Here is a 20875-nt window from a genome sequence, read left to right as displayed (position 1 = left end):
TTCGTCATTTTATATTTCTAAAATTAATAATTATCTCAGCTTTAGTATTAACTCCTAACTTCCTATATATATTAGCCTGATGCGTGTTAGCAGTTGAATATGAAACTGAGAGTTGTTCGGCGATTTCTTTTAATGTATATCCTTCAATAAGCAGCAAATAAGTGTCCTTTTCTCTGGACGTTAAAGTTTTCACCAGTTTTTTCTTTTCTGGTACTGATAGTTCTAATCCTTTGCTATAGAGGAGCATTTTTTGATCTGTAATTTCCAAATGTTCTTCATTTTTTGCTTCCTCTTTCTCTTTCTCTTTTTTTGTTTTATTCTTTGTAAATATATTTTTAAATTTTTTAATCACCCCACTGAAATCACCTCCATTACTATACTAATGTAATTTCATTTTAATTTTAAAAGCTTATTCCAACAATTCATGAGTTTTATTGATACACACAAAAACGCCCCTCAATAGAATTATTGAGGGGCTAAAAATGGTTGAATTTTAGCATTTAACTAGTTGTGATATATTCTTTGAATAAAATCATCAACTCAGCTTTACTTTGTATGCCAAGTTTTCTGTAAACCGAAACATAATAGGTGTTTATAGTTGCATACGCTTTGCCTTCTATAGCTGCAATCTGTTTTAGGGAATATCCGTTAAGCAGCAACTTACAAACTTCTGTTTCGGCAGGTGTCAGTTTAAAATCTTTAAGTTTAGCTTCTAAACGCGTGCACATTGTAACATCTAGGCGGTATGTATCGTCTATCCACTCTCCACCATACAGCATTTCAAGAAATACCGGCGATAAAGCAAAAAACACAATGATAACAATAATAGAAAACAGCGCCATGAAATTACCGGGTATAATATAAATCGTACTTTTTGAAAGTGCGACAATTGACAACCCAGAGAAGTAATAAAGCGATGATAATACAATACCTATACGGTAAAACAAGACGCTTTGAAACTTTTTAGCCATAAAACCGGCTAAATAATAAATATTAGTTAAGCCAATCATATATGCCGCTCCAAAGCAAATAATCGAAGCACAACCCATTACTAAATTTTCATGGTGTATAAGACTGAAAACGAAACCGATGGCAGTAAGAGCAAACGAAACATTAAGCATATTACAAATATTTACGGAAAATTTTTTTTGAACAAATATAAGAAAAGAAGATCCTATAAGCACTCCGTAAAAGTACAGACTTTCTACGTTGTGAGATGCCAATCCCGAAAGGTTTCGTATGGTCGCAGGAGCTAAAACATCATTAAGCCCAAGTACAATAAAAACAACCGGCATCAAGTAGTAGGCTTTAGATGGAACTTTAACTGTGCCGGATTTAGGCATATTATCTATATTGTTTCTATATAAAAACGAACAAACTGCAAGAATTATTAGAATTAAGGCTATAAAAATTGTAGCACCGTCAACCTTGGATTCAGGGCTGCTTAGCATCGGTCGAAAGAACATAAGTAACTTTGGTAACAATACAGCCAATATCATAGCATAAAATTTTTCAGAATTATTTAACACCATAAAAAAAGAATAGCAACTTGAGGCAAAAACATGTCCTATACAGGCAGAACCAAGAACCAGGATAGCTTGTGATACCATTCCGCTGGGAACAAATCTTATGCCTAAAAAACAAACTATAGCAATAATAACACTATAAAATGTTTTTGGAACGTACTTACGTCCGTCAAATAAAACTGTGATAAATGGGCATACAATAAGCCACACGCAGGTGAATAAAAATGGATTTCCCACCTTTTCATTGTATAGATTACTTTCAAAGCGAAATTCTCCAAATGGCAAAAAATATGAGTAAAGCCAAATAAACATACTAATCCAACCAATAAAAAAAGGAAGGTTTTTTTTAGTAATGTGTTTAAAATTAAGTTTATTGACCGGGATAAACATAACTTTGACAAGCTCAAGTATATTTGACATTTTCATAGTTTCACCACTACATTAGATTTCTAAACTATATTATATTAAGTGCTGTTTTAGACTACACCTCTATAATGTCATGTAATAATTGTATATATCCTAACTTATCTTTATTATAATATATTTACAGAATAAATTCTACATTAATACATTAATATAAAATTATTGACATTTTAATAATTTTATGCTTAAAATCTACTTGATAATTTAAGCTTGGAGGCGCAGTCTAAAAAGACTGTGTAGCGGTTGTTTTAGATGATTATTTTATGACTTCAACGCTGTATTTATTGCTTAGCTCTGCTTTTCTGTCCGCATATAACTGTTCCTGTTTTTCCATGAAGCATGCATCTTTAACTTCCTGATGAACCTCTTCAAGACTGGAGCTTCTTTTTGTAGTATGATCTGTAAGTTTGATTATGTGGTAACCAAATTGTGTTTTAACAGGCTCACTGATTTCTCCAACCTGCATTGAAAAAACAGCCTTCTCAAATTCAGGAACCATTTGTCCTTTTCCGAACTTTCCTAATGATCCACCGGCCTGTTTTGAAGGACAGCTTGAATATTGTGCTGCAGCATCCTCAAATGAAAGACCATCTGTTATATCCTCAAGTATTTCGTTTGCTTTTTCTTCTGAATCTACAAGTATATGACTTGCCTGAACCATTTCATCAGTTACAAACTTTTCCTTGTGACTATCATAATAGTTTTTTATGTCTTCTTCCGAAACTGATATTTCATTGAACATTTTTCTGAGGCTGTACTGCTGAAGCATGGATTTTTTCATGTTTTCCATTACTTCAATAAATTCCTCATCTTTATCAAGATCCTTCTCAACAGCATCTGAATACATAAGCTCATGCATAACAAGCTCATCAACCAGTTTTTTTCTTCCTTCTTCACCTTGGAAATATGCTGCGTTCTGTCCTAAATTCTTCATCAGATTATTTAAATCTGATTCCCTTATTTCTCTTCCATCTACTTTTGCCAATATTTTATTATCCATTATTTCTCCCTTATCAATTAAATAGGAGGGCAATACCCTCCTTTTATTCTTCTTCTTCCATGAACTCTAATAGATTAGTTAATTCAGAAATACATTTGTCTTCATCTGAACCTTTTGTTAATATTATAAGTTCATCGCCCTTCATTGCACCTAATGCCATAATACTGATTATGCTTTTGCCGTTAGCTTCCTGAATGCCTTTTTTTATAATTATCTCACTGTCAAAGTTTCTAGCTTTTTTTACAAATATAGCTGCCGGTCTCGCATGTAGTCCAATTTTATTTTTCAAAATTACTTTTTGTGATCTCATTATATTCACCTCATTTCTCTTGTTCAAAATCTTTAGCAATTTCTTCAATTTTTCTTAATCTATGATTAACACCTGATTTTCCAAGGGGTGGGTCTAGCATTTCGCCCAGTTCTTTTAAGCTCGCATTGGTGTGCTTCAGTCTCAAATAAGCAAGCTCTCTCAAGTGATCCGGAAGTTTATCAATAGCTTTATGCTTCTTTAATACCTTAATGCTGTTAATCTGTCTCATCGAAGTGTCAACTATCTTATCAAGGTTAGCAGTTTCACAATTTATAACTCTGTTTATTTGATTTCTTGTTTCTTTAACTGCTCTTACATTTTCAAATTCAAGTACTGCACTGTTAGCACCCATTAATGCCAGCAGGTCGGAAATCTGTTCACTTTCCTTTATATAAGTCACATAATAGTTCTTACGAAATATAGTCTTACCATTTATGCCAAAACTCTTAAGCAATTCTCTAATTCCTCTGCTGTGCTCCTCCTTATTGCTTACAAACTCAGCATGATAAGATCTTTCAGGATCGCTTACACTGCCGCATCCCATAAAAGCTCCTTTAACATAAGCTCTCTTAGATGCTTCACTTCTTACAATACTTTTGGGAACTCCATAGTCAAAAGTCATTATATTAAGATCATTACCTGTTAATCCTGTTTCCTGCAAAAACTTCTTTGAAAGATTTTCTTCAATTTTTATGATGTAATTGTTATGCTTTTTCAATCTGTTGGTTTTTTCAACGCTTACCTGTGTAGTAATTTCAAATGCCACCTTAAGAAGCTTAAAAATACGTCTCGCAATCGCAGCGTTCTCTGTAGAAAACTCAACTTTCATCTTATTAAAACCCTTAAGGGTAATATAACCCATTGTTCTTACAAAAGCTGCCGCTTCAGCCTTTGCACTGACTATATCTTTTATTTCTGTTCTTGACAGTTCTTCTTTTAGTTTAGATGAAAAAGTCATGTAATCACCCTACTTGTAACAATGAAATTTTATATCCTCAACAGCTTTTTTTATGATTTTTCTTTCATCATCATAACGTGCAATTGCCAATGATCTTTCAAACGGAAGAAATTTTGCTTCCACAAATCCTTCGTTTTTTAAAGCGACACAGTTCATGTTTCGTGCCATCATTAAATACCAATGTACTTCTTTGTTTATATGGACTCTGTCCATATAGCAGGTTCTATTGAACTCATAGCTTATTTTTCCCAGATATTTAATGGTAGTAACCTTTGCCCTCGTTTCCTCATAAACTTCACGCAAAGCTGCTTCCTTCAAGGATTCATTTTTCTCAACTCTTCCCTTTGGAAGGACCCAATCTCTGTTAAATTTTCTTAACATCAATATGCTGTTCTTGAAAAAAACAATTCCTCCGGCACTTACTTCTACAACCATATTTGCTCCAACTTTCAATATTGTAGTTTATATAATATCACAATATTGAAAAAAATCAAATATATATTTACAGTGTACAATAAAAATGATTGTATTTCAACTTTTTTATAATGAAAATTTTCGCTGATATAACCTAGTCATTGTTTCTTTCAGGCTTTTTTCCATAGTACTGATAATAATCCACTCTTACATCGCCGTTAAACAACTTTCTTTTTCTATCTGCTTTCCTACCAAAGTCTCTTTCAAAAGAATCAACTGACGTTATTACATATGTGGACCATGTCTTATCTTTGCCGAATACCTGCCCCAGTTTTTTATGAATCTTATGTATTTCTTCTGTCTCACCTATTCTCTCGCCGTACGGAGGATTTGTTATCAATATTCCGTTAGGACACATAGGCTCTCTTATCCTCGTAACATCCTTCACAAAAAAATCAATACAGTCGTCAACTCCGGCTTCTATTGCATTTTCCTTAGCGATTTCAATTGCTTTTTTGCTTATATCAGAGGCAAAAATTTTAATGTCAGAATCAAGGTCAATTTTCCTTCTTGCCTCAACTTTTGCATTTTTCCAATATTCTTCCTTGACTACTGGCCATCCCTGAGATGCAAATTTTCGATTAAGTCCCGGCGCAATGTTTCTTCCAATCATGGCAGCTTCAATAGCAATTGTTCCTGAACCGCACATGGGATCGTACAAAACTCTGTCCTTATTCCAATAGCTGAGCTTTACCAATGCAGCAGCCATAGTCTCCTTTAATGGAGCCATTGTAGACTTTTCTCTGTATCCTCGCTTGAACAATCCTTCTCTTGCCCCAGTTGTATCGATTGTAAGAGTTGCAACATCCTTGTGAATTGATATCTGTATTGTAAATTCAGCTCCAGTTTCCGGCATCCATTCCCTGCCATACTCCTGGCACAATTTTTTGGATACTGCTTTTTTAACAATGGACTGGCAGTCCGGGGTAGAGTACAATTTAGATTTAACACTCTTCCCTTTTACCGTAAACTTTCCTTCCTCAGAAATCCATTTTTCCCAGGGAAGCTCATAGGTTTTATCGAACAGTTCTTCAAACGTGTACACGTCAAACTGACCCATAACAAGCATCACCCTGTCTGCGCACCTTAAGTTTATATTTGTTCTAGGAATATCATCAATTTCGGCATCAAAGTACATCCATCCGTTATCTGTCACTACGTCATCGTACCCCAAATCATGAAGTTCTCTTTTAACTATTGCCTCTAAACCAAAGGCAGATATGGCAGCTAATCTTATTTTTTCCATTGTAATCCTTTCAATTTAATCGTATAACGACATCGCTATAAGCGTAATTCGACAAACTTTTGTTGCTGTAATGCAATTACTTCTCAGCCATTATCTATTATACATTTATTTTTATATTGTATTTTTCCATCTTGTAATATAGCGTCGCCCTTGGAAGCTTTAAGTGTTTTGCAGCTTCCGTCTTGTTGAAATTCAACTCCTCAAGGGTCTTTTGTATTATTCTTTTTTCTATTTTTTCAAGATATTCTTCCAAACCGATTTCGTGTCTCTTAATTTCATTTACATCTATAACTTTTTTGATTTCATCAACCTTTATATCTTGCATGTGGTGAGGCAGAAATTCTATTTCTATTTTATTTTTACCTCTTTGGGATGCATATATTACTGACCGCTGAATTACATTCCGAAGCTCTCTGACATTTCCCTCCCAATGATATTCAAAAAATATATTTAAAATATCATTGGGAATTTCTATGATATTTATACCCTGCTCCATACAAAATTCTTGTATAAATTTATTCGCCAAAAGGACTACATCTCCCTTTCTCTCTCTGAGAGGCGGTATATTGACTTGAAAAACATCAAGGCGGTAGTACAAGTCGCTGCGAAATTTCTCATCTTTGATTAATGCCCTTATATCTCTGTTGGTAGCAGAAATAATTCTCACGTCAATTTTTCTCGGATTATTTCCACCGACTCTTGTTACCACACCTTCCTCCAAAACTCTTAAAAGCTTTGGCTGAAGCTCTATGGGCATGTCTGCAATTTCATCAAGAAAAAGGCTTCCACCCTCAGCCTCTTCAAACTTTCCCTTTCTTCCAGCACTTCTAGCTCCGGTAAATGCTCCTGCTTCATATCCAAAAAGTTCACTTTCAAACAAATCCCTGGGTATGGCGCTGCAGTTAATAGGAATAAACTTTCCCTGCCTGCCGCTTTCGTAATGGATAGCTTTCGCAAACAGTTCTTTTCCTGTTCCGCTCTCTCCCTTCAGCAAAACGTTTAAAGGTGATTTTGATATATTCTTGCACAGATTAATTATTTCAATAAAGTTAGCATTGTTGCTTATAATTTTTGAAAAATACGCCTCTCCAGCAGATTTGATTTTTGAATATTCCTTTTCCAGTTTCAGCAGATTTGATTGTGTTTTATTAAGAAGTTCGCTCAACTTGAAGATTTCTGTTATGTCTCGGTCTATAACCAGCGCACCCATCATATTGCCGCCCTTGTCTTCAAGCGGTACTGCACTTGATACAACAAAGCTGTTTTCCCTTGGATTATTATAAATATTATGGAATGATGTCCTGCTTTCAAGAACCCTAGGAAGAATAGCGTTTGGAAAAAATTCTCTAATATCTTTGCCAATAATATTGTTTCTAAGAACTCCGAAGTATTCCTCTGCCATTTTATTAAAAAAAATTACTTTTCCGCTCATATCAACAATAGTTATTGAATCCGGAATATTATCAAATATATATTCAAATATTTCTTTGTCGTGCTTGTTAAAACTATGCTCAAAGGTCATAAAACCACCTGCAATCTCATGATAAGCTAGACATTTGTACTGTTATCATTTTGAATTTTTTCGTAATATTCTTCTATGAATAGATTATTCAAATTCCAAACATTTTTGAAATTCTCATATTCTTTTACCGCCTTCGGGTTGCCTTTGCCTGTTTTTACGGCACGTATCAGTATGTTCTTGGGCGTATGCTCCATTGCTATAAATTCCATTAGCTGAACTTTATACCCCTTCGTTTCCAAAAATAAACTTCTAAGCGAATCCGTTACAAGGGATGAAACTCTTTCTTTTATCAGACCGTGTTTAAGCATGGGCTCAAGGTGTTTATTCTCTATTTTATCATAAAACTCATGCTGGCAGCATGGAACGGACAAAATTATATCCGTATTCCAATTAACAGCTTTAGCCAATGCTGCATCAGTTGCGGTATCGCAGGCATGGAGAGTTACTATCATGTCAACATCAGATTTATATTGGAAATTTTGTATATCTCCGTAAATAAATTCAAGATTTCCGTACTCAAGTTTTTTTGCCGTACGATTGCAAAATTCTATAACTTCATCCTTTAAATCCAGTCCGATGATTTTAACATTGATTTTTCTTATAAAATAGAAATAATAATATAAGGCAAATGTCAGGTATGCCTTGCCGCAGCCAAAATCTATAATCATGAAATCATCCTTGATATTTTTTCCTTTCAAGGAATCATCAACTATTTCCAAAAATTTATTTATCTGCCTGAACTTATCGTATTTCTTCGCATATACTTTTCCGTCATTTGTCATAACTCCCAAATTTATTAAAAAGTCACACGGTTCATTCTCATTGATTATATACTTCTTTTTCTTGTTGTGACTATCAATTTCCAATGTCTTTGTAGCTTCCTTTTCAATAACTTTCACTCTTCCTTTTTTGCTCACCATGAGCTGAAAATCCGCATCTTCAGTGAACAAATTTATATTGCGATACTCATTTATTATTAAATTAACCATCTCGCCGGCAGCCTGCTCGTATGCAAGGTTATCGTGAAAAGCTTGTTTTTCGGTAAATTTCTCAAATTGAATTATATTTTCATTTTTAATGGAAATGGGTCTTGCGATTATTTTTTTGTATGGGTTTTCTGATTTGTTTCTTGGAGTTGTAAAAACACAGTATATGAACTTGTTTTCATCCAGGCTGCTTTCAATTATTTCTTGTATGTTCAAAATATCACCCTTCTCGGTATCAACAGACCTCTCAGAGACGTTCCTAAAAGAACCGTCCCCGAGAGGTCCAATGTCCAAATTATTTATAGCTGCTCTTTAATTGCACTATTCTGTTAAACACCAGTGTTTTATCTGTAGTGTCCCTGTCAATTATAAAATATCCGTGTCTCATGAACTGGAACCTGTCACCTACATTTCTTTCTCTCATTGAAGGCTCGACTTTACAATTATTAAGAATTATCTTGGAATTTGGATTTAATTTCTCTAAAAAGTTTGTCTTGTCATAATCCTGATCTTCCATCATATAATCGTACAGTCTTACTTCTGCATCAATACTGTGCCTTGCCGATACCCAGTGAATTGTTCCTTTAACCTTTCTTCCCTTAAATCCTGATCCGCTTCTGGTTTCCGGATCATATGTACAGTGAATTTCTGTTATGTTTCCATCAGCATCCTTAACAAAATCCTCGCACCTTACAAAATAAGCATTTCTCAGTCTAACTTCGTTTCCCGGGAACAGTCTGTAATATTTTTTCGGAGGATTTTCCATAAAGTCTTCTCTTTCTATGTACAATTCCCTGCAGAAAGGCACCATACGGGTTCCCATTTCAGGATTATCGGGATTATTTTCGGATTCCATGTATTCAACTTCATCCTCTGGATAGTTGGTAATAATCAGCTTTAATGGATTCAAAACCGCCATTGTTCTGGGAGCTTTCATGCTGAGATCATCTCTAACCGCGTGCTCAAGCATAGCTATATCTACTACGCTCTGGGCTTTTGAAACCCCTATGGCTTCACAGAAATTTTGTATAGCTTCAGGAGTGTAACCTCTCCTCCTCAAAGCTGCCACGGTAGGCATTCTCGGATCATCCCACCCGTCTACATAGTCTTCTTCCACCATTTGTTTCAGGTATCTTTTACCCATCATTGTCTTTGTTAAAAACAGCTTGGCAAATTCAATCTGTTTCGTAGGAGCAGCCTTAAAATCGTCAAGATTACTCAGAACCCAGTCATAAAATGGTCTGTGATCCTCAAATTCAAGCGTGCATATTGAATGTGTTATTCCTTCAATTGCATCCTCCACGGGATGGGCATAGTCATACATAGGATATATGCACCATTCATCCTTTGTGTTGTGGTGATCCTCATGGAGTATTCTGTAAATAACAGGATCTCTCATGTTTATATTCGGACTTGCCATATCGATCTTTGCTCTGAGAACTTTTTCGCCGTTTCCATATTCCCCATTCTTCATTTTAGAGAATAGTTCAAGATTTTCTTCAATTTCTCTGTTTCTGTATGGGCTTTCCTTTCCCGGTTCTGTAAGTGTACCTCTGTACTCCCTTATTTCATCAGCTGATAAATCGTCAACATAGGCTAGCCCTTTTTTTATCAGTTCAACAGCATAATCATACATTTTGCCAAAATAATCAGAAGCAAAAAATATTCTTTCTTTCCAGTCTGGGCATAACCATTTAACATCTTTTATTATAGATTCAACAAATGAGTCATCTTCCTTTGTTGGGTTTGTGTCATCAAATCTCAAGTTAAAAATACCGTTGTTTTTCTTTGCAAGGCTGTAATTAAGGCATATTGACTTTGCGTGGCCGACATGAAGATAACCGTTTGGCTCCGGAGGAAATCTAGTATGTACCCTGTCTCCGTATGTTTTATTTTCAAGGTCTTCATTAATTATTTTTTGTATGAAATTAACCGATTCCCTGTTTTCAGTATTGTTATCGCTCATTTCTTCCTCCTTGTAATATATTAATTAACCTTATTTATAAATTGTAATTTCTCTTTATTATACTTAATGGCAATATTTATTTCAAGCTAAAAATTCCAATTATGCTTATTATAACCCTATTTACAAATAAAAATTAGAGAACAGCGTTTGCTGTTCTCTAATTTTTATTTGTATTATTTATTGTAATCATAAAAGCCTTTACCTGTTTTTCTTCCAAGCAGATTTGCTCTTACCATTTTGCGAAGCAACGGATGCGGTCTGTATTTTGGATCACCAAATTCGTTATACAATACTTCCATTATTGCCAGGCATACATCTAAGCCTACTAAATCTCCCAACTCAAGCGGCCCCATAGGATGGTTGGCTCCAAGTCTCATAGCTGCATCAATTTCTTCCTTAGTTGCAACGCCATCAGCCAGTATACCAACACCTTCATTAACCAAAGGAATAAGTATTCTGTTAACAACAAATCCAGGAGCTTCATCAACACTTACAGGAGTTTTGCCTATATTTTTCGACAGTTCAACTATAGCACTGTGGACTTCTTCTTCCGTAACTTTTCCTTTTATTACTTCAACTAACTTCATAACAGGAACCGGATTAAAGAAATGCATTCCTATAACATTTCCTGGTCTTTTACATTTAGATGCAATTTCTGTTATTGACAGTGAAGATGTGTTGGTTGATAATATAGCATCTTCATTTGCAACTGCCTCAATTTCTGCAAATACCTTATGCTTTATTTCCATATCTTCTGCTATTGCTTCAATAAACAAATCAGCATCCTTGCATTCAGCATAATCAGTAACCTTAGTTATGTTTGCCAATGTTGCATCCATAGCGGACTGTTCCATTCTGCCTTTTGCAACCAATTTAGCCAGCCCTTTGCCTATTGTATCTTCTAAGCTATCATATGATTTCCCTTGTCTTCCCTTAACTACAACCGGATATCCTGCCTGTGCAAAGGTTTGTATAATACCTTTTGCCATCGTTCCTGTTCCTGCAACGCAAATTTTCTTAATCTCCATTTAATCCTCCTAAATATTCATTTTTTGCCTGAAATTATTATAGCATTCAATTTTATTAAATGCAATAATTACAATTGATGTTTTTAGCATTCCTTCAATTGATATAATTTTAAAATCTGCTCATAATATATAAGCAGATCGCTAATTTTTTTTGCTTTCTGCTTGCTTAACTGTTATATTATATTTATAAAATATTGTATTTAATGGTGACTTATGTGGAAAAAACTATTTGTATTTATATCAAATTTAGCATCCAGAATTAAAGATGATAATATTTTTTCTTTCAGCGCTCAATTTTCATACTACATCGTACTGGGAATATTTCCGTTTCTCATTATGGCTATGTCAATGATGTGCAATTTCAGCAGCTACATATATTATATATTAGACTCCGCGGAAAAAATATTTCCAGCCGATGCATACAGTATCATATCAAATGTAGTTCACAGCACCTTAGACAGCTGCTCTAAGCCTGTTTTCTCAGCCAGCCTTATTGTTATCTTATGGTCTGCTACAGCGGGAAGCGCATCGATAATCAACGGTATAAACAGAGCCTACGGCTTCACCATAAAAAACAACTATCTGTTTATGAGGATACAGGGAATTGTATTTACGGTAGCATTAATGTTCATCACCATGGTAATATTTACTCTCATAGTTCTGGGGAAGGAAATTATTTTGCTACTTAAAAGCATTAATTTATTTTCTGAGCTTATTTTACCAACTATCGATGTATTCAGATACCTGATGCCTATTCTTATGATGTTTTTTATATTTTCGGCGGCGTACAAGTTTCTTACATATGAAAAGGTGAAATTTTCATTTGTCTTTCCGGGATCTGTATTTTCAACAGCAGGTTTCATATTGGGATCAATGATTTTTTCAAATTATATAAGCACAAAGGCAAAATATTATAATTTTATTTACGGAAATTTATCCGGTGTGATAGTATTTTTAATTTGGGTTTTTATACTTTCGGCAATATTCCTGACCGGAGCAGAAATAAACGGCCTGCTGGTAAGGATGAATAGAAAAAAATCAGATGTATTTAAAAATAAGCCATAGCACAAGACATTTATGATTTTATTGATACTAATATAAAATATCCTGATTTTTTATCAGCTGTTTCACAATTGCCGAACAGGCTCTTTAATTTTGTCTTTGTGCTCGGAGCTCCCTGCTTTTTTTGTATAACCACATAAAGTTTCCCGCCGGGATTTAAGTGATCGTACGCGCCTTCGTAAAATGAGAATACCACATCTTTTCCTGCCCTGATTGGAGGGTTAGTAACCACCATGTCAAACTTATCAGTTATATTTTCAAATACTGACGAGCTTAATACTCTCACTCTGTTTTCAACATTGTTTTCTCTCGCATTCATTTTGCAGAGCTCAAGTGCTCTTTCGTTAACATCCGACATAGTTACTGTAGATTTTCCCAAAAAATTTGCAAGGACAATACCTACGGGCCCATAACCGCATCCAAGGTCCAATATATGTCCGTCAAATTCTTTATTTTCCTTTATTACTGTTTCAGCAAGAAGCATCGAGCCAAAATCCATTCCATTTTTTGAAAATACGCTGTTACTTGTATTGAAATAAAATCTTTTCTCGCCTATGTTCCAGTCAAATCTATATAATTCCTTTTCTGTTGACGGATTTTTTGTAAAATACTGTTCCATACTTCCTCCTTGTAATGATAGTTTATTATAGCTTATTTTTACCTATTATTAAAGAATAATTAAAATAAAAATGAGATTTCCTCAAAACGTATTACACCGTCTTACTAGGAAATCTCATCAATTAATTCAAACCCGAACAGGGAGTCATTTTATGCGTCCCAATTATGTTTTAAAGCAGCGTCAATGAAGCTTAACAGGTTCATTGTACGGTTCTTTATGCGGATTTGTTTAACAATTAATTAGCTTTTACGCAATTTTCTTTTAATTTTTCCAAAAATGCTTTTTCTACAGTATCATATACTTCATATTCTTTTTCTTTTCCTTCAAATTCCGGAACATATAAAGCCGTTTCATATTTCGGAGCCTCATAAGCAACAGATTTTGCATTCAGCAGTTCTGCCAGCTTCTCAAACATATGCATGTTTGACATACCCGTAAGCGGTTTTATAGCTTCAACAACATTTTTAACTGTTCCGTCCGCACTTGTTATTGTGCCGCTGCTTTCAGCAATACTGCAAAGAGGAAGAACATATTCCGCAGCTTTTGTTGTGTCATTTTCCATTATATCAACTGCCGCGAAGAATTTCAATCCTTCTGCTGCCTTCTTAAGCTCAGGTACATTGCCTATTATGTCTTCACCTATTACAACAAGGCCTTTTATTTCATTGTTTATGAGGGCATCCTTAACCGCTTTTCCTGAAGTTCTGAATCCTAAGTTCCAAGCTCCCTGACTGTTTGCTTTTGCCTTAAGAACTATAAGACCTCTGTGAGGTTTATCTTTATTGCCCATCAATACTGTTATGTCAGCCAAAATCTTAAGAGCCTTGCTGCCAATAGTATTCTCATCGGCTACTATAACAGGTTTTTTAGATTTCTTGATGCTTTCAGCAACTTCCTCAGCGGATTTGTTCTGTTCAAGTTTATCAATTGAACTAAGAAGCTCTTCTCCGTTTGCGAAGCCTTTTACAGCTTCTTTCTTGATTGTTCCGTTTTCAATCAAAGCTTTGAGAACAGCTGCAAAGAAAAGTTCATATTCCTTAACATCTGCCTTCTTTGCCCAATTTTCCGCCTTTGTTTTTACCGTTGATGCCGATATAACAGGCTTTGAAACAGACAATCTTCTAAGTTTCATTCCAGCTGCAGGATGATGTTCATACAATTGTCCTGCTGAAATTATCAAGTCAGCTGCATCCAACTCGTTCAAAGTTACATTTGATTTGTTTTCTCCAAGCACAGTTTCAATTCCCGGTTCAGAATCTATTGTAAACGAACCCATGTACTCAGTACCCAACTCAGTTGCAACGTAACTAAGCTTCTTGAGCTCTTCATTGGTAAGTTTAGGAGAAACTACAAATGCCACCTGATTCTCTCCGTACATGTTTTGTACATTTCTTAAGCGTTTAGCAATCTCATATAAAGCAGTATCCAACGATACAGATGTCTGCTCACCCTTAACTCTTGCTTTAGCTTCAAGCAGTCTATTTTCGTTATTAATATGCTCAATTCCGAATTTTCCCTTACCACACATAGGAATTTCATTTTCCTTAGGGCTTGAAGCCTTGTATACTACATTGTCTTTATGCTCGTAAACCACTTCGCATCCTACTGAGCAGTAACTGCATACTGATTTTGTCTCAGTTAAATCAAGTGGTATTTCTTTTATATTTTCTCTTCTGTCAAGCCAAGCACCTGTTGGACACACATCTATACACTGTCCGCAGGATATACAACTTGTAAGCTTTAAGCCTTGTTCGTATGCCGGAGCAACGAAAGTTTCATTTCCTCTTTCAACAAAGCCTAGAGCCGACGCCCCAACAACCTCGTTGCAAGTTCTCACACACAATCCGCATAGCACGCATTTGTCAACATTCTGTGAAATGAACGGATGATCTGTTTCATGGAATTTCTTTTCATTATCAGCATGGTATTTCACAGTATCAACTTCATATTTCTTAATATAATCTACAAGCTGACACTCAAAGTAATCCTTACAGCCGCATTCGAGACATCTTGAACCTTCTTTAACTGCCTCTTCTTCTGTCATTGTAGGAAGTATTGGCTGGAAGTTGAATTTTCTTATCTCAGGCTCAACTGTTCTGTGCTCTACCCTTGGAACTACTTCTCTGTCCTTGAAATCTTCTTTTGTAACTTCAGTGTATACAAGAGGAATATCTTTGTAAGGAATAATCGCGCCGTCCAGGTAGCTGCTGATAACTCCTGCAGCTTGCTGTCCCTGAGCAATTGCATCTATTGCTATTTTAGGTCCTGTTGCAGCGTCTCCGCCTGCAAACACTCCTCTGATATTTGTTTCAAAAGTTCCTTCATTTATTACGATATTTTTCTTCTTGCCCTGTGCAACATCGATTTTTCCGCAGTCAACTTCCTGGCCTATTGCAGCGATTACAGTATCGGCTTCAAACACCACGAATTCACCAGTTGGCTCAGGTCTTTGTCTTCCGGATGCATCTTTCTCCCCCAGAACCATTTTTTCGCACTTCAACCCTGTTACTTTTCCGTCACTTTCCACAAGTACAGGTGCGGACAAAAATGAAAATATAACGCCCTCTTCTTTTGCTTCCTTAATTTCTAATTCTTCTGCAGGCATTTGAGCTTCAGTTCTTCTGTAAACAACTCTTACCTCTTCCGCTCCAAGACGTATGCTTGTTCTTGCAACGTCCATTGCAGTATTTCCACCGCCTACTACTATTACTTTTTTCCCTATCTTAACAGGGTTGTTTTGTGCAACCTTTATTAAGAAATCAATTCCTCCCAATACTCCGGGAGTATCTTCTCCTTCGCATCTCATTGATGAGCTTTTCCATGCCCCTATACCTAAAAATACTGCATCATATTTTTCCTGAAGGTATTCTAATGATATGTCTTCTCCTATTTTTACACCATAGTTTATTTTGGCGCCCATTTCTTCAATTACCGCAACTTCTGCATCAACTACATTTTTCGGCAGTCGATATTCAGGTATTCCATATCTCAGCATTCCGCCAGGCTTTTCCATAGCTTCAAAAATTTCTACGTCATGCCCGTCTCTAAGCAAGAAATATGAAGCAGACAGTCCTGCAGGACCTGCCCCAACAACTGCAACTTTTTTACCTGTAGAAGGTTTAAGACTTGGTATATATACATCATCAGAATTCAAATCATAATCCGCAGCAAATGTCTTTATGCATGCTATTGATACAGGTTCTTCTACATGTTGTCTCCTGCATGCCTTTTCGCAAGGATGGGGACATACCCTTCCTATACTTGCCGGCATCGGAAGCTTTTCTTTTATTAATTTCAACGCTTCCTTCGGCTGCCTATTTGCAACCAACCCAACATATCCCTGAACATCAGTGTTAGCCGGACAGTTTAAGGTACAAGGAGCCTTGCAGTCGCCTATATGCTGTGACACAAGAAGATTTAAAGCAGTGTTTCTCGCTTCGATAACCTTCTTAGTATCGCTTCTTACCACAAGTCCGTTTGAAACGGGTGTAGCACAGGCTCTTGCTGTTTTTGGCTGTCCTTCTATTTCAATCAAGCACAATCCGCAGCCTGCGTATACTTCCAGTCTTTCGTCAAAACACAGGTGCGGGATTTCTATATTGTTTTCCAAAGCCGCCTGTAATACAGTCTTCCCAGCTTCGGCCGTTACTTCTTTTCCGTTTATATTAAGTTTAACTATAGCCACGTTAGCTCCTCCCTTTTAGTTCTTCTCCACAGCGCCGAATCTACATACGCTGTAGCAATTACCGCATTTTATACATAATTCCTGATTGATGACATGAGGATTCTTAACAGTGCCATCGATAGCATTAACCGGACATTTTCTGGAGCATAAAGTACATCCCGTACATTTATCCTTGTCAATCTCAAAGGTCAACAATGCCTTGCAGTGCTTAGCCGGGCATTTTTTATCCACAACATGGGCAATATATTCATCTTTGAAATATCTCAGTGTTGATAGAACTGGATTAGGAGCGGTCTGTCCAAGCCCGCACAGCGATGAATCTTTTACGCTTTGAGCCAAGCTTTCAAGTTCTTCCAAATCCTCCATTGTTCCTTTTCCGGACGTTATCTTTTCCAATATTGAAAGCATTCTTTTTGTGCCGACTCTACATGGAGTACATTTGCCGCATGATTCGTCTACGGTAAATTCCAGGAAGAATCTAGCTATATCAACCATACAGTTGTCTTCATCCATTACGATCATTCCGCCTGAGCCCATCATTGAGCCTACTGCCATAAGAGTTTCATACTCTATTGGAGTATCAAGGTGATCCTTAGTCAGACATCCTCCTGAAGGTCCTCCTGTCTGCACAGCTTTAAACTCCTTGCCGTTTGGACATCCGCCTCCGATATCGTAAATTACTTCTCTCAATGTAGTTCCCATAGGAACTTCAACAAGACCCGTGTTCTTAATTTTGCCGCCCAATGCAAACACTTTTGTTCCCGGTGATTTTTCAGTACCGAAACTTCTAAACCACTCCGGTCCGTTATACACAATTTGAGGAATGTTAGCCAGTGTTTCAACATTGTTTATTACAGATGGTTTTCCCCAAAGACCTTTGTTTGCAGGGAATGGAGGTTTTACTCTAGACATACCTCTTTTACCTTCTATTGACTGCATCAGCGCTGTTTCCTCTCCGCAAACAAACGCTCCGGCTCCAAGTCTGGTTTCAATATCAAAGTCAAATCCGGACTCAAATATATTCTTACCAAGAAGTCCAAGCTCTCTTGCTTGACTAATAGCTATTTCAAGTCTTTTTACAGCTACCGGATATTCAGCTCTTACATATATAAATCCCTTTGTAGCACCTATGGCATAGCCAGCAATAGCCATTGCCTCAAGCACAGCGTGAGGGTCACCTTCAAGAACGCTTCTGTCCATGAACGCACCTGGATCGCCTTCATCCGCATTGCAGATGATGTATTTTTGATCCGCTTTATTGGGAGCAGCAAAGCTCCATTTCACACCTGTAGGAAATCCGGCTCCGCCTCTTCCTCTCAATCCTCCGTTTTTCATTAATGTAATAACTTCCGACGGAGTCATTTCGGTTAAAGCTTTTCCAAGACCCATGTAGCCATCTTTAGCTATATATTCATATATGTTTTCAGGATTAATGATTCCGCAGTTTCTGAGAGCTACTCTTTTTTGTTTCTTATAGAACTCACTGTCCATAAGCGATGTTTTTTCCGCAGTATTTTCTGCTTCTTTTTCCATCAGCTCGTCAATTATATATTTTGCTTTATCAGGAGTGACATGTGTATATGTTACCTTTTCTTTATCAGGCACATATACTTCAACTATAGGCTCGTATGTGCACATGCCTATGCATCCTGTCTGAACAACTTTAACATTGTTCAAATTATTATCTTCTGTTTCTTTTACCAGCGTATCTAAAACAGGTTTAGCCCCGGCTGATATACCACAGGTTGCCATTCCGACAACTATTCTTATTTCTTTATCGTTACCGCTTTTGTCTAAATTCTTAATGGATTCTTCCTTCAAAGCTTTTAATTCATCTAGCGTCTTCAAGCTTACACCTCCTGATTCTTATACTTAGCAATTATTTCGGGGACCTTTTTAGGGTCCACGTTGCCGTATACATCTTCGTCAACTGTCATAACAGGAGCCAAACCACAGCATCCCAGACATCTTGTTGCTTCAAGAGTAAACATTTTATCCTCTGTTGTTTGCCCTACCTTAATATCCAATTCATCAGCCAGCTTATCAATAACATCCTGTGAACCTTTTACATAGCATGCCGTTCCTAGACAGACACCAACCCGGTGCTTGCCTTTTTCTTCTATAGTAAATTGAGTATAGAAAGTAACAACGCCATAAATGTCTGCTAAAGGTATATTAGTTTCATCCGATATAAACTGCTGTACTTCCAGCGGCAGATATCCAAATATATCTTGTGCCTTTTGAAGCGTTTGCATTAATATTCCTTGTGAATTTTTTACCGAATCAATGAATTTTTTCAGTTCAGAAAATTCTTTATGTTTTGATTGTATAAATTCATTCTGCAATTTATTGACCTCCATATTAAAAATATTAAACAACCTATATTATATATTCAGCAATAAAAAATGTCAATCAATAACGATGTATGGAAATATTTTTAGAATAAATTTGACATTTTACTAATTTATATAAAAATTGCTTCAAAACATCCTCAATGGTGAAATCTGTCCCCATTTTGCTTAAAAATATTGCTAGCAAGAAAAAGAGCTGCGCACTTCACTGTGCAACAGCCCCTTAGATTTTATTCCATATATTGTTATTCGTACTAAAAATTGTTGTAGAACGCCTTATATGCTTTATATGTCATATACAAATCTGTTTTAGAAATTATTTCAAACGGTGCATGCATGCTTAAGACAGGAACTCCGAGATCAACCACATCCATATTGTACCTTGCCATAATATATGCGATTGTTCCTCCGCCTCCCTGGTCTACCTTTCCAAGTTCTGACGTCTGCCAAATAACATTGTTTTCATTGAACAGTTTTCTCAGCCTTCCTATATATTCCGCATTTGCATCATTAGCACCTGATTTGCCTCTGCTTCCCGTATATTTTACCATTGCAACACCTTGACCCATAATGGGCGCATTTTGCAGCTCTGAAACTTGAGGATATGTAGGATCTACTCCTGCCGCCACATCTGACGAAAGCATACTGCTGTTTGCCAAAGCTCTTTTAAGCTTAAGCTCACAGTAATTACCTTTATTCTGCATTGCAATCAATTCAGCAGCCATATTGCTAAAGAACAAAGAATGCATTCCAGTATTACCGACGCTTCCAATCTCTTCCTTGTCTACAAACAGTGCAATGGCTGTTTTTTCAGTATTTTCCAGCTCCAGTATGGCTTTTAGAGACGTATATGCACATACTCTGTCATCATGCCCGTAAGCCATAATCATCCCTCTGTCAATCCCTACATCTCTTGCTCTGCCTGCAGGAACTATCTCAAACTCTGCAGTTTGAAAATCCTCTTCAATCATTCCATATTTTTCATTTAATATTTTAAGTACATTAAGTTTAAATTTCCTGCTTTCTTTTTCCTTTTCATCGCTTTCACCTAAAGAAGGCAAACTTCCTATTATTACGTTTAGTCCTTCTCCTTCAATAGCTTCGGACAGCTTTTTATCTTTTTGATCCTTAGCTAAGTGAGGCAGTAAATCAGTTATGTAGAATATAGGATCATTTTCATCGTCACCTATGGATATATGGAGAACTTCTCCGTCTGCTTTGACAACCGTGCCGTAAAGAGCAAGAGGAATAGTAACCCACTGATATTTTCTTATTCCTCCGTAGTAATGAGTCTTAAGCAAAGACATGCCGTGCTTTTCATACAACGGGTTTTGCTTTAGATCGATTCTCGGTGAATCTATGTGGCTTCCAACAATGTTCATACCTTTTTCAATGTCTTCTTTTCCTATAACGGCAAGAACAACATTTTTCTCTTTATTAACATAGTAAATTTTTGATCCGGGTTTAATTTCAGTTGCATCATCTAGGCAGATAAAACCTCTTTCTTTAGCCCTTCTTACAATTTCTTTTACTGACAATCTCTCAGTCTTGGAGGCATCCATAAATGCCATGTAATCGTCAGAAAGCTTAAAGACATCGTTTTTTTCTTGGGTATTTAATTTTTCCCAAATAAAATGTTTTTTGTAAAACAGCTTATCGTTATCCATTCTAGTCTCCTAAATATTAATATTATATGTATGTATTTAGTTATGCCCCTTA

17 protein-coding genes are annotated in these 20875 nt (G+C 36.3%); 1 reads left to right on the top strand and 16 read right to left on the bottom strand.

The window, feature by feature from the left end; translation table 11 throughout:
• Window positions 1-4: 4 nt before the first annotated feature.
• The 11 genes from RBQ61_RS07075 to RBQ61_RS07025 all read right to left on the bottom strand — a co-directional run bounded on the left by RBQ61_RS07075 (window position 5) and on the right by RBQ61_RS07025 (window position 11439).
• Window positions 5-352 (bottom strand): helix-turn-helix transcriptional regulator, encoded by a 348-nt coding sequence (locus tag RBQ61_RS07075; RefSeq protein WP_308139788.1) that lies wholly within the window; start codon window positions 350-352, stop codon window positions 5-7.
• Between the two features lie 148 nt (window positions 353-500).
• Window positions 501-1952: a helix-turn-helix transcriptional regulator gene (locus RBQ61_RS07070; RefSeq protein ID WP_308139787.1), complete on the bottom strand. Its 1452-nt coding sequence runs from the start codon at window positions 1950-1952 to the stop codon at window positions 501-503.
• Between the two features lie 253 nt (window positions 1953-2205).
• Window positions 2206-2949 (bottom strand): peptidylprolyl isomerase, encoded by a 744-nt coding sequence (locus RBQ61_RS07065; RefSeq protein WP_308139786.1) that lies wholly within the window; start codon window positions 2947-2949, stop codon window positions 2206-2208.
• 43 nt (window positions 2950-2992) lie between these two features.
• Window positions 2993-3259 carry an HPr family phosphocarrier protein gene (locus RBQ61_RS07060; RefSeq protein WP_213925409.1) on the bottom strand — a complete coding sequence of 89 codons (267 nt, stop codon included), beginning with the start codon at window positions 3257-3259 and terminating at the stop codon, window positions 2993-2995.
• Between the two features lie 10 nt (window positions 3260-3269).
• Window positions 3270-4217, bottom strand: a complete 948-nt coding sequence (gene whiA, locus RBQ61_RS07055; RefSeq protein ID WP_308139785.1) for a DNA-binding protein WhiA — start codon at window positions 4215-4217, stop codon at window positions 3270-3272.
• 9 nt (window positions 4218-4226) lie between these two features.
• Entirely contained in the window at window positions 4227-4652 is a 426-nt protein-coding gene (locus tag RBQ61_RS07050; RefSeq protein ID WP_308139784.1) for an NUDIX hydrolase, read from the bottom strand.
• A 133-nt stretch (window positions 4653-4785) separates the two neighbouring features.
• Window positions 4786-5937 carry a class I SAM-dependent RNA methyltransferase gene (locus RBQ61_RS07045; protein ID WP_308139783.1) on the bottom strand — a complete coding sequence of 384 codons (1152 nt, stop codon included), beginning with the start codon at window positions 5935-5937 and terminating at the stop codon, window positions 4786-4788.
• A 97-nt stretch (window positions 5938-6034) separates the two neighbouring features.
• Window positions 6035-7459: a sigma-54-dependent Fis family transcriptional regulator gene (locus RBQ61_RS07040; RefSeq protein WP_308139782.1), complete on the bottom strand. Its 1425-nt coding sequence runs from the start codon at window positions 7457-7459 to the stop codon at window positions 6035-6037.
• Between the two features lie 26 nt (window positions 7460-7485).
• On the bottom strand, window positions 7486-8661 hold the full coding sequence (locus RBQ61_RS07035) for an SAM-dependent methyltransferase (protein WP_308139781.1): 1176 nt from the start codon (window positions 8659-8661) through the stop codon (window positions 7486-7488).
• Window positions 8662-8740: 79 nt separating this feature from the next.
• Window positions 8741-10411, bottom strand: coding sequence for a glutamine--tRNA ligase/YqeY domain fusion protein (locus RBQ61_RS07030; RefSeq protein ID WP_308139780.1), 1671 nt, complete (start codon window positions 10409-10411; stop codon window positions 8741-8743).
• Between the two features lie 173 nt (window positions 10412-10584).
• On the bottom strand, window positions 10585-11439 hold the full coding sequence (locus RBQ61_RS07025; protein ID WP_308139779.1) for a 3-hydroxybutyryl-CoA dehydrogenase: 855 nt from the start codon (window positions 11437-11439) through the stop codon (window positions 10585-10587).
• Between the two features lie 213 nt (window positions 11440-11652).
• On the opposite strand from RBQ61_RS07025, the gene RBQ61_RS07020 reads away from it, so the two are divergent.
• Complete coding sequence (locus RBQ61_RS07020) at window positions 11653-12504, top strand: YihY/virulence factor BrkB family protein (RefSeq protein WP_308139778.1); 852 nt, start codon at window positions 11653-11655, stop codon at window positions 12502-12504.
• 10 nt (window positions 12505-12514) lie between these two features.
• On the opposite strand, the gene RBQ61_RS07015 is transcribed toward RBQ61_RS07020, so the two are convergent.
• The 5 genes from RBQ61_RS07015 to RBQ61_RS06995 form a co-directional block, all read right to left on the bottom strand.
• The gene (locus RBQ61_RS07015) at window positions 12515-13120 is read right to left on the bottom strand and encodes a class I SAM-dependent methyltransferase (protein WP_308139777.1); all 606 of its coding nucleotides are present in this window, start codon (window positions 13118-13120) and stop codon (window positions 12515-12517) included.
• A gap of 235 nt (window positions 13121-13355) precedes the next feature.
• Window positions 13356-16805 (bottom strand): FAD-dependent oxidoreductase, encoded by a 3450-nt coding sequence (locus RBQ61_RS07010; RefSeq protein WP_308139776.1) that lies wholly within the window; start codon window positions 16803-16805, stop codon window positions 13356-13358.
• 15 nt (window positions 16806-16820) lie between these two features.
• A complete protein-coding gene (locus tag RBQ61_RS07005; protein WP_308140095.1) occupies window positions 16821-18557 on the bottom strand; it encodes an NADH-quinone oxidoreductase subunit NuoF in 1737 nt (578 codons plus the stop codon).
• Window positions 18558-18655: 98 nt separating this feature from the next.
• Window positions 18656-19165 (bottom strand): NAD(P)H-dependent oxidoreductase subunit E, encoded by a 510-nt coding sequence (locus RBQ61_RS07000; RefSeq protein ID WP_374049901.1) that lies wholly within the window; start codon window positions 19163-19165, stop codon window positions 18656-18658.
• 245 nt (window positions 19166-19410) lie between these two features.
• A complete protein-coding gene (locus RBQ61_RS06995; RefSeq protein WP_308139774.1) occupies window positions 19411-20823 on the bottom strand; it encodes an aminopeptidase in 1413 nt (470 codons plus the stop codon).
• Between the last annotated feature and the right edge of the window lie 52 nt (window positions 20824-20875).

It is taken from the genome of Sedimentibacter sp. MB35-C1, assembly GCF_030913635.1.
In the GTDB taxonomy this organism is placed as follows: domain Bacteria; phylum Bacillota; class Clostridia; order Tissierellales; family Sedimentibacteraceae; genus Sedimentibacter.
Note: the sequence above shows the minus strand (reverse complement) of the source record. Positions and strands in the feature narration are given on the sequence as shown.

Bases quoted from the DNA above. Each gene is read 5' to 3' on its own strand.
- RBQ61_RS07070 (WP_308139787.1), bottom strand. From the start codon at position 1,952: ATGAAAATGTCAAATATACTTGAGCTTGTCAAAGTTATGTTTATCCCG.
- RBQ61_RS07065 (WP_308139786.1), bottom strand. From the start codon at position 2,949: ATGGATAATAAAATATTGGCAAAAGTAGATGGAAGAGAAATAAGGGAA.
- RBQ61_RS07060 (WP_213925409.1), bottom strand. From the start codon at position 3,259: ATGAGATCACAAAAAGTAATTTTGAAAAATAAAATTGGACTACATGCG.
- whiA (WP_308139785.1), bottom strand. From the start codon at position 4,217: ATGACTTTTTCATCTAAACTAAAAGAAGAACTGTCAAGAACAGAAATA.
- RBQ61_RS07050 (WP_308139784.1), bottom strand. From the start codon at position 4,652: ATGGTTGTAGAAGTAAGTGCCGGAGGAATTGTTTTTTTCAAGAACAGC.
- RBQ61_RS07045 (WP_308139783.1), bottom strand. From the start codon at position 5,937: ATGGAAAAAATAAGATTAGCTGCCATATCTGCCTTTGGTTTAGAGGCA.
- RBQ61_RS07040 (WP_308139782.1), bottom strand. From the start codon at position 7,459: ATGACCTTTGAGCATAGTTTTAACAAGCACGACAAAGAAATATTTGAA.
- RBQ61_RS07030 (WP_308139780.1), bottom strand. From the start codon at position 10,411: ATGAGCGATAACAATACTGAAAACAGGGAATCGGTTAATTTCATACAA.
- RBQ61_RS07025 (WP_308139779.1), bottom strand. From the start codon at position 11,439: ATGGAGATTAAGAAAATTTGCGTTGCAGGAACAGGAACGATGGCAAAA.
- RBQ61_RS07020 (WP_308139778.1), top strand. From the start codon at position 11,653: ATGTGGAAAAAACTATTTGTATTTATATCAAATTTAGCATCCAGAATT.
- RBQ61_RS07015 (WP_308139777.1), bottom strand. From the start codon at position 13,120: ATGGAACAGTATTTTACAAAAAATCCGTCAACAGAAAAGGAATTATAT.
- RBQ61_RS07005 (WP_308140095.1), bottom strand. From the start codon at position 18,557: ATGGCAACCTGTGGTATATCAGCCGGGGCTAAACCTGTTTTAGATACG.
- RBQ61_RS07000 (WP_374049901.1), bottom strand. From the start codon at position 19,165: ATGGAGGTCAATAAATTGCAGAATGAATTTATACAATCAAAACATAAA.
- RBQ61_RS06995 (WP_308139774.1), bottom strand. From the start codon at position 20,823: ATGGATAACGATAAGCTGTTTTACAAAAAACATTTTATTTGGGAAAAA.